The sequence below is a fragment of the Nocardioides sp. genome, from assembly GCF_036493135.1.
In the GTDB taxonomy this organism is placed as follows: domain Bacteria; phylum Actinomycetota; class Actinomycetes; order Propionibacteriales; family Nocardioidaceae; genus Nocardioides.
Genome location: NZ_DASXQG010000090.1, coordinates 103,527 through 118,112, shown reverse-complemented (window position 1 = coordinate 118,112; position 14,586 = coordinate 103,527). Strand labels below are relative to the sequence as shown.

The window sequence follows — 14,586 nt, the reverse complement described above, 5'->3', positions numbered from 1 at the left end:
CGGACGTCGGGGATAGGTTGCGACCATGCGTCAGGAGGCCTCGGTGATGCACCTGGACCTCGACGCCTTCTTCGCCTCCGTCGAGCAGCGCGACAAGCCGTCGCTGCGCGGCAAGCCCGTGGTGGTCGGCGGCATCGGGGGCCGCGGGGTGGTGAGCACCGCGTCGTACGAGGCCCGCAGGTACGGCGTGCGCTCGGCGATGTCCACCCGCGAGGCCCGGTCGCGCTGCCCCCACGCGGCGTTCCTGAACCCGCGCTTCCAGGCCTACCGTGAGAGCAGCGTGAAGGTGATGGAGGTGCTCCGCGACGTCTCTCCCCTGGTCGAGCCCCTCTCCCTCGACGAGGCGTTCGTCGACCTCGCCGCCGCCGGCCTCTCGTCGTACGACGACGACAGCGTGCGTGCCCTCGCCGAGGACGTGCGTGAGCGGGTCCGCGTCGTCACCGGCGGGCTGACCGCGTCGGTCGGTCTCGGCACCTCGAAGTTCATCGCCAAGGTCGCCAGCGACCTGGACAAGCCCGACGGCCTGGTCCTGGTCAGCGCCGGTGCAGAACAGGAGCTCCTGCGCCCCATGCACGTCACGGTGATCCCCGGCGTTGGGCCGGCCACCGCGGAACGACTACGGCGCGCGGGCATCACCACCGTCGCCGACCTGGAGCGGGTCAGTGAGGACGAGCTGGTCCGGCTGCTCGGCAAGGCCCACGGTCACGGCCTCCACCTCTTCGCCCGGGCGGAGGACGACCGCCCCGTCGTCCCCGAGCGTGAGACCAAGTCGGTCAGCGTCGAGGGCACCTACGACACCGACCTCACCGACCGGCGGCTGATGGAAGGGCTCGTCAGCAGGCAGGCGCTGAACGTCGCCGAGCGGCTGCGCACGAGCGGGCTGTCCGGGCGCACCATCACGCTCAAGGTCCGCCTCCACGACTTCACGACCTTGTCCAGATCGACCACCCGCGACGCTCCGACCGACGCCGGGCCGACGATCGCCCGGCTGGCCCGCGGATTGCTCGGCGAGCTCGACCTCACCGGCGGTGTGCGTCTGCTCGGAGTCGGCGTGTCCGGCCTGGCCGACTGGATCCAGGACGACCTGTTCGGCGAGGAGCACCCCGAGGAGGACGACGTACCGGTCGAAGCGCTCCCCGACCTCCCCGACCTCCGTACCTGGGTGCCGGGCATGGACGTCGTGCACCAGGAGCTCGGCCGCGGCTGGGTCTGGGGCGCCGGACGCGGCATCGTCACGGTGCGGTTCGAGACGGCGGAGACGCAGCCCGGTCCGGTGCGGTCCCTGGTCGCCGACGATCCGGCGCTGACCGCCTGGCGCGGGCCGGCCTGAGTTCCGGCGCGCCCCTTGACAGCGGGCAGACCCACGGATCACCCTGACTTTGTTCCCTATCGCGCACGTTGGTGCGTGGTACGCAACACCCCCGAATCAAGCGTATGAGGAGTAACCGCCCATGGCAGAGGTCCCTGGTCACGCGCGCGCCGTGGTGATCGGCGCCGGAATCGTCGGCAACAGCCTCGTCTACCACCTGGCCCGGCTCGGCTGGCGCGACATCGTGCAGATCGACAAGGGTGCGCTGCCCAACCCGGGCGGCTCCACCGGCCACGCGTCCAACTTCATCTTCCTGACCGACCACTCCCGCGAGATCACCGATCTGACGCTGGACTCGGTCCGGCAGTACCAGGAGATGGGCGTGTTCACGCAGTCGGGCGGGTTCGAGGTCGCCCGCACCGAGGAGCGGATGGAGGAGCTGCGCCGGAGGATGTCGTCGGCCAAGGCCTGGGGCATCGAGGCCGAGCTGGTCAGCCCGGAGTTCGTCCAGGAGAAGGTGCCCTTCCTGGAGAAGGACCAGATCATCGGAGCCCTCTGGCAGCCCGGCGTCGGCGTCGTCGACTCCCTGCGGGCGGGCACGATCATGCGCGAGCGCGCGCTGGAGCTGGGCGCGCTGACCGTCGTCCCCAACGTCGAGGTCACCGGGTTGGGTGTGGAGCACGGACGGATCACCACCGTCCACACCTCCGGCGGCGACATCGAGGCGGAGGCGGTGGTCATCGCCGCCGGCGTCTGGAGCCCGAAGATCGGCGACATGGCGGGCGTGAGCATCCCCCTCACCCCGGCCGTGCACCAGATGATCAGCGTCGGACCCTGCCCGCAGCTCGCCGAGCGCGAGGGCGAGATCTCGTTCCCGATCGTGCGCGACATGGACACCTTCTGCTACGAACGGCAGCACGGCGCCGACATGGAGGTCGGGTCGTACGCCCACCGCGCGATCCTGGTGGAGCCCGAGGACATCCCGTCGATCGACCAGGCCAAGCTCTCCCCGACCGAGCTGCCGTTCACCAGCGACGACTTCGACCCGCAGCTCGAGCAGGCCTACGAGCTGATGCCCGACCTGCTCGGTGCCGAGGGTGCGGAGATCCGCTACGCCATCAACGGGCTGCTCTCCCTGACCTGCGACGGACTGCCGATCCTCGGGGAGAGCAACGTGCGAGGGCTCTGGACGGCCGCCGCCGTCTGGATCAAGGAGGGTCCCGGCGTCGGCCGCGCGGTCGCCGAGTGGATGACTCACGGGCAGAGCGAGATCGACGTGAACCACAGCGACATCGCGCGGTTCCATCCCCACCAGTTGCGGCGCGAGCACACCCGGCTGCGCACCACCGAGTCGTTCATCAAGACCTACGGGATCATCCACCCCGCCGAGCAGTACGAGTCCGATCGTGACCAGCGCCGCTCCCCCATGTGGGACTCGCAGGTCAAGCTCGGCGCGATGTTCTTCGAGACCGCCGGCTGGGAGCGTCCGTTCTGGTACGAGTCGAACGCGTTCCTCCTCGACGAGTACGGCGACAAGGTCATGCCCCGCGAGCACGAGTGGGACTCGCGCTGGTGGAGCCCGATCATCAACGCCGAACACCTGCGCATGCGCGAGGCCGCCGGAGTGATCGACCTCAGCGCGTTCCAGGTCCTCGACATCGAAGGCCCGGGCGCACTCGACTCGGTGCAGCGCACCTGCGTCGCGCAGTGCGACGTACCGGTGGGGCGGGTCGTCTACACCCCCGTGCTCGACTCGGCGGGCGGCTTCCGCTCCGACCTGACGGTGATGCGGCTCGGCGAGGACCACTTCCGGGTCGTGACCGGTGGTGCCCACGGGATGGCGGACCGCAAGTGGTTCACCGACCACCTGACCGACGACGGGGCCACGACTCTGACCGACCGCACCGACGAGATCTCCACGATCGGCCTGTGGGGACCCCAGGCACGGGCGATCGCGTCGACCCTCACCGACGTGGACCTCTCCCACGACGCCTTCGGCTTCCTGACCTGTCGCGAGATCCAGCTGGCCGGGGTGCCGGTCCTGGCGTCCCGGATCTCCTACGTCGGCGAGCTCGGCTGGGAGCTCTACGTCGCCATGGACGACGCGGCCGCCGTCTGGAGCGCGTTGGTCGACACCCGGGGCTCCCACGGGACGGTCCCGGTGGGCATCGGGGTCTACGGCGCCACCGGCCGGATAGAGAAGGGCTACCGCGCGTACGGCGCCGAGCTCGACGGCGAGCGCACGATCGTCGAGGCGGCCATGCAGCGACCCAAGGTGAAGGCCGCCGACTTCGTGGGCAAGGAGGCGTACCTGGCCCAGCGCGAGGAGGCACCCCTCACGGTGCTCTGCACGATGACCGTCGACGACCACACCTCGGCCAGCGGCGTGAAGCGCTACATGCTCGGCGGCGAGCCGATCCTGACCCGCGACGGCGGCACCCTGACCGACGGGCACGGGCACCATCCCTATGTCACGTCCGCCTGCTCCGGCCCGTCGCTGGGCAAGCACGTGCTGATGGCCTACCTGCCGCCCGACGAGGCGGTCGTCGGCAACCAGCTCGCGGTCTCCTATATGGAGGAGCTGTACCCGGTCACGGTCGGGTCGGTCGACGCGACGCCGTTGCTCGACCCCGCCAACGAGCGGATCAAGGGAGCCTGAGGTGACCGACGAAGGACCGCGGGTGCTCGTGTGCGTCAAGCGGGTGCCCGACTCGTCGAGCCAGGTGGTCCTCACCCCAGACCAGCAGGCGGTCGACGGACGCATGGCCGGGTACACGGTCAGCCCTCACGAAGAGTGCGCGATCGAGCTCGCCGTACGACTGGCCGAGGCGACCGGCGGAGTGGCCACCGCGCTGAGTCTCGGACCCAGCGAGTCGGCCGAGCAGCTCCGCAACGCGCTGGCCGTCGGCTGCACCGCCGCCGTGCACGTCGTGGCCGACGCGGTCGCGTTCGGGCCCACGGACGTCGCGCGGGAGATCGCGGCCGTCGTGAAGGCGCACGGCGACGAGGGCCGCGGCTACGACCTGGTCCTGCTCGGCAACGACGCCGCGGACACCGGCGACTTCCAGGTCGGGATCCGGCTCGCGTACGCGCTCGGCCTGCCCGTGGTGAACGGGGTCTCGACCCTCGAGGTCGTCGACGGCATGGTGTCCGCTCACGTGGACGGCCCGGACGGAGCCGAGACCTACTCGGTGCCGACCCCGATGGTGGCCACGATCCTCGAGGGCGGCGTCGAGCCGCGGTACCCGAGCCTGAAGGGACGGATGGCGGCCAAGAAGGTCGAGATCGAGGAGCGCTCGCCGTCCGCCGACCCGGTCGGGTCCGAGCGGGTTCAGCTCACGCTCCCGCCGCCCTCCCCCAGCAGCGTCGAGATCCTCGGGGAAGGCCCGGAGGCCGCGGCGGCAGTGGTCGACCTCTTCGAGAAGCTGGGGGTCCGCTGATGATCCTGGTCTGGCTGGAGTGTGACGCAGCGGGCGTCACCGACATCTCCCTCGAGACCGTCGCGTTCGCCCGCTCCCTGTCCGCCGCCGGAGGCGGCATCGCCATCCGGGCGGCGCTGATCGGCGACGTGCCCGATGCGGTCAGGGACCAGCTGGCGGCCCACGGCGTGAACGACGTGCACCACGTCAGCGGCTCGTCGTACGACGCGTACTCGGGCGCCGCCTGGGCCTCGGCCCTCCAGGACATCCGCGAACGCACCGGTTGCGTCGTCGTGGCCGCGGCCGGGAGTCCCCGGGGCAACGAGGTGATCGCCCACCTCGCGGCTCGCCTCGACGTCCCGATGGCCGCCAACGTCCTGTCCTTCTCGGGGCTCTCGCCGTTCGCGGTGACCCGACAGGTGGCCGGCGGTGCCGCGCTGGAGGAGATGCGACTCGCCCGGCGTCCCGCCGTGTTCACCGTGGCCGGCCACTCGTGGGTCGCTACACCGGCCGACACCCCGACGTCTCCGACCTGGCACGAGGAGAGCCCGCCGGTCGCCGAGGCCGATCTGGTCGCCCGGGTGACCGCTCGTGGCGAGACCAAGGAGGAAGGTCCCGGGGCCCTGACCACGGCCCGGGTCGTGGTCGGCGCCGGTCGCGGCGCGGGCGGTCCCGGCGGCTTCGACCACGTCATCGAGCTCGCCGACCTCCTCGACGGAGCGCTCGGCGTCTCCCGGGTGGTCACCAGCCTCGGCTGGCGCCCCCACCACGAGCAGGTCGGCCAGACCGGCAGCCGGATCTCGCCGGAGCTGTACGTCCCGTGCGGCATCAGCGGTGCCATCCAGCACTGGGCCGGCTGCTCCAGCTCCAAGACGATCCTCGCGATCAACACCGACGCCGAGGCACCGATGGTCACCAAGGCGCACTACGCGGTCATCGGCGACATGCACGAGGTCGTGCCGGCCGTGGTCGACGAGCTGAAGCGCCGGCGCGGGTGAGCCGGCTCAACGACCCCGGGTGAACCTGACCGGCTCGCCCGGTCGCAGCTGCGCGCACTGCCACAGGTCGCGCTCGTCGACGACGGCCACGACCGGGTAGCCGCCCGTGGTCGGGTGGTCCGCGAGGAACACCACCGGCCGCCCGTCGGGTGGCACCTGCACCGCCCCGAGCACCATCCCCTCGCTGGGCAGCTCAGCCGCCGTCAGGAGCGGCAGCGGCTCGCCTCGGAGTCGCATGCCGATCCGGTCGGCGCTTGTGGAGACGACGTACGACGTCTGGCAGAGCAGGTCGATCGCGTCCCCCTCGACGCGGTCGGCACGCGGTCCCGGACTGATGCGGAGCGGGCCGGCGACCAGCGGACGCGGCGTGTCGGCCGCCGCCGGCGAGCCGGTCGGTGATCCGACGTCGAGCCTGTCCCCTGCCGTCACCGGCGGCGGCCCGAGATGGCCCAGGGTGTCGCTTGATCGCGAGCCCAGCACGTGTTCGACCTCGATCCCGCCGGCGACCGCGACGTAGGACCGCAGGCTGCTGGACGGCGTTCCCAGCCGGAGCTCGCTCCCGGCCGTCAGTCGCACCGGCGCAGCGAACTCGCGCGACCGGCCGTCGACGGTGACGTCGCAGGGCGCGCCGGTGACCGCGGCCCAGCACGCCTCGTCGGTGGTGAGGGCCAGTCCGCCGAGCAGCACCTCCAGGCACGCGGCCTCCGGCTCGTTGCCGACAAGCCGGTTCGCGAGCGATGCGGCCGGCGGGTCGAGGGCACCAGACCTCGGGACACCGAGGTGCGCCCAGCCCGGACGGCCCAGGTCCTGCACGAGGACCGAGGGACCGACTGCCCGGACGTTGAGCGTCATGTCGTGACGAACCGCACCCGGGTGCCCGGTGCCAGCAGGGCCGGGTGCGCGCGATCGGTGTCCCAGAGGTCGGCGTCGGTGTGACCGATGATCTGCCAGCCTCCCGGTGAGTCGGTCGGATAGACCCCGCACCAGGTCCCCGCCACCGCGACCGAGCCCGCGGGCACCCGGGTGCGGGGCGTCGCGAGCCGCGGGACCTCCGCCTCGAGACCGGACAAATAGGCGAACCCCGGCGCGAAGCCGCAGAACGCCGAGACGAACGCCGCGGCCCGGTGCTGGGCGGGCACCTCCTCAACCGGGCATCCCCACGCCTCGGCGACGGCCTCGAGGTCGGGTCCGTCGTAGGTCACCGCCAGCTCGACCTCTGGTCCGACTCCCGTTGCGCCCGGACTCCAGTCCGACAGAGCGCCGGCCAGGCCGTCCCGGTCTCCGAGTCCGTCGAGGAGGACGGAGCACGCTCCGGGGACCACCTCACGCGCCAGCCCGTGCCCACGTGCCCAGGTCGCGAGCGAAACCGCGTGCTCCGTCGAGTCGACCTCGACCAGGACGGCGTTCCGGCCGACGGAAAGGACCTGCATGGTTGATATCTTCCTCGCCCAGCCGCGACGTGCTCAGGCGACGAGCACGCGCGGGTAGGAGATGTCGGGCCGCCAGCGTGCTGAAGGTGGTGCGGTCGAGTCGTAGACCCGTCCGCTCGGCGTGGTGATCTCCAGCGTGTGACGGTCGCCGGGTGAGGGCCGAACCCGCCAACCGCAGGTCTCTGTGGCGTGGTTGCGGGCCTCGCAGAGCCCCTGGCCGTTCTCCTGGCTGGTTTCACCGTCTTGGGCCGCGCGTTCGGCGTGGTCGTGGTGTCGGATCGGGGCGTCGCACCAGGGGGTGCGGCAGAACTGGTCGCGCAATCGGATCAGGGAGCCGAGTCCGTCGGGGAAGCAGCGGGACCGTGCGTCGGCTGCGACCAGCGTCCCGGTCTCGGGCCTCACGTACAGTCGCTTGAGCTGCGCCAGTCGCTGTTCAGAGGCGGTCTCGACGAGCGGTGGAAGCCGCCCACCGGCGGGGATGACAGCGCGCTGGGGGTCGTCGACTTCTCGATCTTCCCGCACCTGGGCATGCCGCCCGAGAACCTGATGGCCGACGCCGAGGTGTGGGCGGCCGGCCTTCCCGGTCCGGCGTACGCGATCGACGACGACACCGCCATCAAGGTGACAGACGGCACCGTCGATGTGATCTCCGAGGGCACCTGGCGGCACTTCCCTCATGAGCGCCGAGCGCTGCCTACGATCCCCTCGCGCAGAGGATCCGCTACCTCGACAAGCTCGCCGAGAGCTCGCGAAGGGAAAGGCGCTCGACAACGTGCTGCGGAAGATCAGGCGGGACTGACGTTTCGGATCGAGTAACCGATCTCCTCGTCGGCGGCGTTCGCGTCCCGGTCGACCCACACGGATGCGGGATAGTCCTGGCCCTCCGGCCACCTCACCCGCACCTGGTAGGCGTTCTCGGTGTTGGCGGCGTCGATGACGTCGTTGATGCTCACCCGCATCCAGTCACCGGCAGAGTCGCCGGCTGCGTGGCCTCTTCCCGTGTGGGCGTACACGGCGTCGATCGCCTTCCCGACCCGGACGGTGACCACGACCGGAACACCGCCGTCGGCGCAGAAGCAGTCCACCCGCAGGGTGTAGGTGTAGTCCGCGACGTCGTACGCCGGCCACGGGCCATCGATCGGGTGCGGATCCGGAGCGCTGGGTGCCGGCTCGGGCGAGCCGTCGGTGCCGTCCGCGCCAAGGTTGCCGACCGAACCGCAGCCGGCGAGGAGCACAGCCGCGCCGGCCAGAAGCGGAACCAGGTGCCTCTTCATGGCGGTCTGACGGCCGATCGGCCGGTGGGGTTCCGGCACTGGTCAGAAATAGGTGAGGGGCTCTCGATGGTATGAGCACCAAGAGCCCCTCGATGATCGCGCGGTGGCGCCCGATCCCGGACAAGCACTCCGACCCCGCCTGCCGCCACCGGCCGGCGCCGCGAGCAAGCTCGCGATCTGGATCTTCCTTCTTCTCCGCTCCTTCCCACCGCAAGCGGCGGGTTGGTAGTGAGAGTTCTATGCCCCGCGACACCCCGCGCGCAAGGGGTTCGCGAGGAGATTTCGGGACAAATCTCGGCGCTCGGCGTGTCCTCCACAGACCGCCCTTGCTCCTCCACAGAAGCGGGCCCATCCTCCACAGAACGACCCCTCGGTCTGTGGAGAAGTCCGGTCAGTCGACGAATGCCGCGACGGTGTACGACGCAGCCTCGAGGGCCCGTCGTACGGCGTGCGCGTGGGCGACCGCACCGGGCGAGTCACCGTGCACGCACAGCGACGCGACCCCCGGCGCCAACCGCACGGCCTGGGCCGCGACCTCCTCCTCACTGTCGAGGAGAGCCCCCGGGAGGCTCCGGTCGATCAGCCGACCCTGGGCGTAGCCGCGGTCCGGGAACCCCTCCTCGTACGTCGCGCGCCCGGCCGCCGCGGCGAGGGCGAGCAGCCGTGATCCGGGGAACCCCAGCACGGCCAGCTCCCCCGACCCGGCCAGCACCGCGTCCGCCTGCTCCGCGTCGTCGGTGACCCGGTGGTAGAGCGCGCCATGCGGCTTCACGTAGGACACCCGCGTCCCCTCCCCCGCGGCGAGGTCCGACAGCAGGGCGACCTGCTCGGCGACCTGGTCCCGGAGCAGGTCGTGCGGCACGTCGAGCGCCACCCGTCCGAATTTCTCGCGGTCCCGGTACGACACCTGCGCCCCGACCGTCACGCCCAGCCGGGCCGCCTCGGCGCAGACGGTGCGCATGATCGCAGGCGTGCCCGCGTGGAAGCCGCACGCCACGTTCGCCGACGTGATCACGGCGAGCAGTCCGGCGTCGTCGGTGACCTCCTCGCCCAGGTCGGCGTTGAGATCGACGTGGGGCGACGGCTCAGTCGGCATCGGGGATGTCGAGGGCCCGGTAGTCGAGGGTCACCCGATAGCCCAGCTTGTCGTAGAGCGCCCGGGCGTTCGGGTTGTGGGCGAACACGTTGAGACCGAGGTAGGGGTGGCCGGCGTCCCGGCAGTGCACGGCCGCGGCGTTCATGATCGCGGCCCCGTAACCGCGCCGGCGCTGGTCGGACCGCACCTCGATGTTGTAGACGAACGCCATCGCCTCGTCGGTGCTGAGCCACAGGTCGCCGACGACCTGGTTGCCCACGCGCGCCACGAGGAACTCCATGCCGGGCGACTCCAGACCGGCCGGGATCAGCTCGCCCATCTGGGTACGGCTGCGCTCGAGCGCCTGCTCGGGAGAGAGGCCCGTGGACGCGAGCTCCTGGGCGTAGCCCTCCACTTCTCCGTCCGACCAGACGTCGAACTCCTCGGCGGTCATCGGATGCAGCACCAACGGCGACGGGTCGGCGATCGGGCGGTCGAGCGGCAGCACCATGTTCGTGGCCCGGACTCGGAGCCCGGGCAGGGAGCCGATCGTCTGCTGCACGGAGTCGTCCGGGGCGACGCCGATGCCGACCATCCGGGCACCTTGGCCGCGTGCCCGCTCGATCAGCGCCGACAGGAGCTCCGGAGCATCCGTCGTGCGTTCGAGCGTCACGTCGTACACCACGAGCTCCTCGGCCTCGGACCCCAGCCACAGCCCACCGACGACGTCGTCACCGTCGACGACATCGACCCACGAGGAGATGTCCGCCTTCCGCTCGACGACCTCTTCGGCCTGGGTGCGCGCATCGTTCGGATCGACGAAACGGGTGGCGACGCGTCGCGCGGCCATCCGCGACACGGCCGCAGTCGTTCGGTCGGGGTCGGCGCGAACATCGCGGAGCTGGAGCACGTCGCGATGCTAGTGCTGCTGGTTCGCCACGGCGCGTGCGGGACCAGCCGTTAGGGTCCGCATCATGACGAGCTCCGCCGCGGACGCGCCCCAGGCGCCACCGGTCGCCGACCGGCAGCCGGTCACGACCGAGCACCACGGACGCACCCGCACCGATGAGTACGACTGGCTGCGGGCCAAAGGGTCTCCGGAGGTCACGGCGTACCTCGAGGCCGAGAACGCGTGGACCGCTGCGAGCACCGACCACCTGGCCGGCCTGCGCGAGGCGATCTACGGCGAGATCAAGGCGCGCACCAAGGAGACCGACCTGTCGGTGCCCTCCCGCAACCGCGGCTGGTGGTACTACAGCCGGTCCTTCGAGGGTCGCGAGTACGGCGCCTCCTGCCGGGTGAGGGTGCGCGACGAGGACGACTGGACGCCGCCGTCTCCGGACGAGGACGCCGGCCCGGACCAGCCCGCCGTGGCCGGCGAGGAGCTGCTGCTGGACCACGACGCCCTGGCGGAGGGCCACGACTTCTACAGCGTGGGCGGCGTGACCGTCAGCCCCGACGGCACCCGGCTCGCCTACTCGACCGACACCGTGGGCAACGAGCGCTTCGTGCTCGAGGTCAAGGACCTGACCACCGGTGAGCTGCTCCCGGACCGGATCGAGGACGTCCTGGGTGGCGGCGTCTGGAGCCCCGACGGACGCGATCTCTACTACTGCACGGTCGACGAGGCCTGGCGCCGGGACAAGGTGTGGCGGCACCGGGTCGGCTCGACGGACGACGACGAGCTGGTGTTCCACGAGACCGACGAGCGGTTCTGGGTCGGCATCGGCCGGAGCCGCACCCAGCGGTTCCTGGTGATCGCCACGGCGTCCAAGAACACCACCGAGAACATCTATCTCGACTGCACGGACCCGGACGCGGAGTGGGTCGTGTTCCATCCGCGCGAGGAGGGCCTGCAGTACGGCCTCGAGCACGCCGTGATCGCCGGTGAGGACCTCTTCCTCGTGCAGCACAACCACACGGGCGCCGACTTCGAGATCGGGAGCTGTCCGATCGCGGCCACGCCTCCGTCCGGCTGGACGCCGCTCATCCCGTACGACGAGCACGTGCGGCTCGACGACGTCGCGGCCTTCGCCGGCCACCTGGTCGTCCACCAGCGAAGCGGCGGGCTCACCCAGCTCCGGATCATCGAGCTCGGTGACGAGGGCCCCGGCGACGACTACCTGATGGAGTTCCCTCAGGAGGTCTACACGGTGGGCGGCGGGGGTGGCGCGCAGTTCCACCAGCCGACCGTCCGTGTGCACTACACCTCCTTGTCGGTGCCGGCCTCCGTGTACGACTACGACGTACGTCGCCGCGAGCTGACGCTCCTCAAGCAGCAGCCGGTCCGCGGCCACGACCCCGCGGCGTACGAGGAGCACCGGCTGTGGGCGACCGCCGACGACGGGGAGCGCGTGCCGATCTCGCTGGTCTGCCGCAGAGGGGTGCGTGGAGACGAGGGCAAGGAGCGCCCGATCCCGTTGCTGCTGTACGGGTACGGCGCCTACGAGATCTCGATCGACCCGGGATTCTCGGTCCCCTGGATGTCGCTGCTCGACCGCGGCGCCGGGGTGGCGATTGCCCATGTCCGCGGCGGCGGCGAGATGGGCCGCCGGTGGTACGACGACGGCAAGCTGCTGCACAAGCGCCACACGTTCTCCGACTTCGCCGCCTGCGCGCAGCACCTCGTCGACACCGGATGGACCACCCCGGACACGGTGGTCGCCGAGGGCGGCTCGGCCGGCGGGCTGCTGATCGGCGTGGTGGCCAACGAGCATCCCGCCCTGTTCGGCGGGCTCGTGGCCGAGGTCCCCTTCGTCGACGCCCTCACCTCGATGCTCGACGCGAGCCTCCCGCTCACCGTCACCGAGTACGACGAGTGGGGCAACCCCGAGGCCGACCCGGAGACCTACGACTACCTCGCCGGCTATGCGCCGTACGAGAACGTCGGGCCGCAGGACTACCCACCGATCCTGGCCACGACGTCGGTCAACGACACCCGAGTTCTGTACGTCGAGCCCGCCAAGTGGGTCGCCCGGCTGCGGGCGACGGCGCCCGATGAGCAGCGTCGGCCCGACGTGTTGCTGAAGACCGAGATGTCGGCCGGCCACGGAGGCGTGTCCGGCCGCTACCGCTCCTGGCACGACCGGGCGTTCATCCAGGCCTGGATGCTCGACCGGATGGGCCTGGCCGACGTCGTGCCGCTCGCCTAGCGGGCAAGCTCGCCGCGGCCTTCGCTGCGGCCCGTCCTCGCTCACCTAGCGAGCAAGCTCGCCGCGGCGTTCGCTGCGGTGAGCTGCCCGGACTTCGTCCGAGCAACCCGTCCTCGCTCACCCCTGAGAACTTTCTGAGAGTTCCGCGGCGACGCAACTCCGAGAACCTCCCACTCGTCTGGACGGGTGAAGGATCCCAACGGCCCGACCGGGAATCCCCCCGCCACCTGGAGCGTTGGAGTCGATGTGGGTACTACCCGCGAGTAGGACCACACACAGGAGGGCGTCATGGCAGCACGAACCATCAGCGCGACCCGCGAGATCGAGGGGCGCGACAGCGTTGGGCTGTACCTCGACGAGATCGCTCGCACGCCGCTGCTGGACGCTGCCGCCGAGGTCGAGCTGTCCAAGACGATCGAGGCCGGCCTGTACGCCGAGCACCTGCTTGCCGAGGGCCGCGTGGGTCGCAAGAAGGGCGGGGCCCCGATGACCGCGACCGAGGCCGAGCTCGAGTGGCTCGCCGAGGAGGGCCGGAAGGCCGTCACCCAGTTCATCAACGCGAACCTGCGGCTCGTGGTGTCCATCGCCCGCAAGTACGGCCGGGCGCAGATGCCCATGCTCGACCTGATCCAGGAGGGCAACACCGGCCTGATCCGCGCCGTCGAGAAGTTCGACTACGCCAAGGGCTACAAGTTCTCGACGTACGCCACGTGGTGGGTGCGTCAGGCCATCACCCGCGGCATCGCGCAGCAGGCGCGCGTCGTACGCCTGCCCGTGCACGTCGTCGAGGAGCTCAACCAGGTCGGCGGGGCCCGTCGTACGCTCGAGCGCCAGCTGGGCCGCGACCCTGAGCCGCAGGAGATCGCCACCGAGCTCGGCATGGACATCGACCGGGTCCTCGACCTGATGGCGTGGGGCCGCGACCACGTCAGCCTGGACACTCCGGTCGACGAGGACGGAGACACATCGCTGGGTGACCTGATGGCCCAGGAGACGTCGCCGGGTCCGGACGACACGGTTCTCGACGTGGAGGCGCGCGAGCGGCTCGAGGCCCTCGTCGGCAAGCTCGACGACCGGGCCGCCGACATCATCCGCGCCCGCTACGGGCTGCTCGACGGACGTCAGCACAAGCTGGCCGACATCGGCGCCCGTCACGGCATCTCCGCCGAGCGGGTCCGCCAGCTCGAGCGCGAGGCGCTGCAGAAGCTCCGTCGCCTCGGCGATCCCGACCTGGCCGCTTGAAGCCGGTCTAGCTGACTGAACCGGTCAGTTCCTCGAAGACCTCCGCCACACGCTGGCGGAGGTCTTCGGTCGTCCCGGAGTTCTCGACGACGTAGGTGGCCGCCGCCAGCCGTTCGGACCGCGAAGCCTGGGCCTGGACCCGGGCCCGGGCCTCGGGCTCGGTCCAGCCGCGTTCGCGCAACGCGCGCTCGACCTGGACCTCTTCCGGTACGTCGATCACCACGACCGCGTCGAAGCTCGCGGCCAGCCCGGTCTCGACGAGCAGCGGGATGTCGTGGACGACAAGGACGCCGGCCGGCGCGGCCTGCTCGATCTCGGCGGCCCTGGCCCGAACCAGTGGATGCACGATCGCCTCGAGCGCGGCCCGTCGGGTCGGGTCGGCGAACACCAGTGCCCCCAACTTCGCCCGGTCGAGCCGTCCGTCCTCGGTCAGCACCTCGGCCCCGAACTCCGCCACCACCGCGTCCAGACCCGACGTGCCGGGCTCGACGACCTCACGCGCGAGGGAGTCCGCATCCACTACCACGGCACCCAGGTCGCGCAGCATCGCCGAGACCGTGCTCTTGCCCGACGCGACCCCGCCGGTCAGTCCGACACGCATGGCGTCATGCTCCCATCACCGACGTGCCGGTTGACGCCGGGAACGCGCGAGCCCCTGGCCACGGTGCCGCCCAGGTGCTTAGGTGT

The 14,586-nt window shown here is 71.1% G+C and carries 13 protein-coding genes; 6 read left to right on the top strand and 7 right to left on the bottom strand.

Annotated features, from left to right (window positions below; translation table 11 throughout):
- The first annotated feature begins 25 nt into the window (after positions 1 to 25).
- The 4 genes from VGJ24_RS17250 (at position 26) to VGJ24_RS17235 (ending at position 5,726) form a co-directional block, all read left to right on the top strand.
- Positions 26 to 1,330 (top strand): DNA polymerase IV, encoded by a 1,305-nt coding sequence (locus VGJ24_RS17250; RefSeq protein WP_331501874.1) that lies wholly within the window; start codon positions 26 to 28, stop codon positions 1,328 to 1,330.
- A 121-nt stretch (positions 1,331 to 1,451) separates the two neighbouring features.
- Positions 1,452 to 3,968, top strand: coding sequence for an FAD-dependent oxidoreductase (locus tag VGJ24_RS17245; protein WP_331501873.1), 2,517 nt, complete (start codon positions 1,452 to 1,454; stop codon positions 3,966 to 3,968).
- Between the two features lies 1 nt (position 3,969).
- Positions 3,970 to 4,749, top strand: a complete 780-nt coding sequence (locus tag VGJ24_RS17240; protein ID WP_331501872.1) for a hypothetical protein — start codon at positions 3,970 to 3,972, stop codon at positions 4,747 to 4,749.
- Positions 4,749 to 5,726: an electron transfer flavoprotein subunit alpha/FixB family protein gene (locus VGJ24_RS17235; protein ID WP_331501871.1), complete on the top strand. Its 978-nt coding sequence runs from the start codon at positions 4,749 to 4,751 to the stop codon at positions 5,724 to 5,726. Before VGJ24_RS17240 ends, VGJ24_RS17235 begins: the two co-directional genes overlap by 1 nt.
- A 6-nt stretch (positions 5,727 to 5,732) precedes the next feature.
- Here the strand turns inward: VGJ24_RS17235 and VGJ24_RS17230 are convergent, their stop codons facing one another.
- The 6 genes from VGJ24_RS17230 to VGJ24_RS17205 all read right to left on the bottom strand — a co-directional run bounded on the left by VGJ24_RS17230 (position 5,733) and on the right by VGJ24_RS17205 (position 10,415).
- Complete coding sequence (locus tag VGJ24_RS17230) at positions 5,733 to 6,578, bottom strand: biotin-dependent carboxyltransferase family protein (protein WP_331501870.1); 846 nt, start codon at positions 6,576 to 6,578, stop codon at positions 5,733 to 5,735.
- Positions 6,575 to 7,156 (bottom strand): 5-oxoprolinase subunit B family protein, encoded by a 582-nt coding sequence (locus VGJ24_RS17225; protein ID WP_331501869.1) that lies wholly within the window; start codon positions 7,154 to 7,156, stop codon positions 6,575 to 6,577. The genes VGJ24_RS17230 and VGJ24_RS17225 overlap by 4 nt, the downstream gene beginning before the upstream one ends.
- A 33-nt stretch (positions 7,157 to 7,189) precedes the next feature.
- Positions 7,190 to 7,558 carry a hypothetical protein gene (locus VGJ24_RS17220; protein WP_331501868.1) on the bottom strand — a complete coding sequence of 123 codons (369 nt, stop codon included), beginning with the start codon at positions 7,556 to 7,558 and terminating at the stop codon, positions 7,190 to 7,192.
- Between the two features lie 383 nt (positions 7,559 to 7,941).
- Positions 7,942 to 8,430 (bottom strand): DUF6174 domain-containing protein, encoded by a 489-nt coding sequence (locus tag VGJ24_RS17215; protein ID WP_331501867.1) that lies wholly within the window; start codon positions 8,428 to 8,430, stop codon positions 7,942 to 7,944.
- Between the two features lie 391 nt (positions 8,431 to 8,821).
- Positions 8,822 to 9,526 (bottom strand): 5-oxoprolinase subunit PxpA, encoded by a 705-nt coding sequence (locus VGJ24_RS17210; protein ID WP_331501866.1) that lies wholly within the window; start codon positions 9,524 to 9,526, stop codon positions 8,822 to 8,824.
- Entirely contained in the window at positions 9,516 to 10,415 is a 900-nt protein-coding gene (locus VGJ24_RS17205) for a GNAT family N-acetyltransferase (RefSeq protein ID WP_331501865.1), read from the bottom strand. The genes VGJ24_RS17210 and VGJ24_RS17205 overlap by 11 nt, the downstream gene beginning before the upstream one ends.
- 64 nt (positions 10,416 to 10,479) lie before the next feature.
- Here VGJ24_RS17205 and VGJ24_RS17200 point away from each other — a divergent pair, with 64 nt between their 5' ends.
- On the top strand, positions 10,480 to 12,657 hold the full coding sequence (locus VGJ24_RS17200) for a S9 family peptidase (protein ID WP_331501864.1): 2,178 nt from the start codon (positions 10,480 to 10,482) through the stop codon (positions 12,655 to 12,657).
- Positions 12,658 to 12,945: 288 nt separating this feature from the next.
- Positions 12,946 to 13,899: a sigma-70 family RNA polymerase sigma factor gene (locus VGJ24_RS17195; RefSeq protein WP_331501863.1), complete on the top strand. Its 954-nt coding sequence runs from the start codon at positions 12,946 to 12,948 to the stop codon at positions 13,897 to 13,899.
- Positions 13,900 to 13,906: 7 nt separating this feature from the next.
- On the opposite strand, the gene coaE is transcribed toward VGJ24_RS17195, so the two are convergent.
- Positions 13,907 to 14,500, bottom strand: a complete 594-nt coding sequence (gene coaE, locus VGJ24_RS17190; protein ID WP_331501862.1) for a dephospho-CoA kinase — start codon at positions 14,498 to 14,500, stop codon at positions 13,907 to 13,909.
- Positions 14,501 to 14,586 lie beyond the last annotated feature (86 nt).

Coding starts and splice junctions, on each gene's coding strand:
- VGJ24_RS17230 (WP_331501870.1), bottom strand. CDS start 6,578: ATGACGCTCAACGTCCGGGCAGTCGGTCCCTCGGTCCTCGTGCAGGAC.
- VGJ24_RS17215 (WP_331501867.1), bottom strand. CDS start 8,430: ATGAAGAGGCACCTGGTTCCGCTTCTGGCCGGCGCGGCTGTGCTCCTC.
- coaE (WP_331501862.1), bottom strand. CDS start 14,500: ATGCGTGTCGGACTGACCGGCGGGGTCGCGTCGGGCAAGAGCACGGTC.
- VGJ24_RS17235 (WP_331501871.1), top strand. CDS start 4,749: ATGATCCTGGTCTGGCTGGAGTGTGACGCAGCGGGCGTCACCGACATC.
- VGJ24_RS17200 (WP_331501864.1), top strand. CDS start 10,480: ATGACGAGCTCCGCCGCGGACGCGCCCCAGGCGCCACCGGTCGCCGAC.
- VGJ24_RS17245 (WP_331501873.1), top strand. CDS start 1,452: ATGGCAGAGGTCCCTGGTCACGCGCGCGCCGTGGTGATCGGCGCCGGA.
- VGJ24_RS17195 (WP_331501863.1), top strand. CDS start 12,946: ATGGCAGCACGAACCATCAGCGCGACCCGCGAGATCGAGGGGCGCGAC.
- VGJ24_RS17210 (WP_331501866.1), bottom strand. CDS start 9,526: ATGCCGACTGAGCCGTCGCCCCACGTCGATCTCAACGCCGACCTGGGC.
- VGJ24_RS17250 (WP_331501874.1), top strand. CDS start 26: ATGCGTCAGGAGGCCTCGGTGATGCACCTGGACCTCGACGCCTTCTTC.
- VGJ24_RS17225 (WP_331501869.1), bottom strand. CDS start 7,156: ATGCAGGTCCTTTCCGTCGGCCGGAACGCCGTCCTGGTCGAGGTCGAC.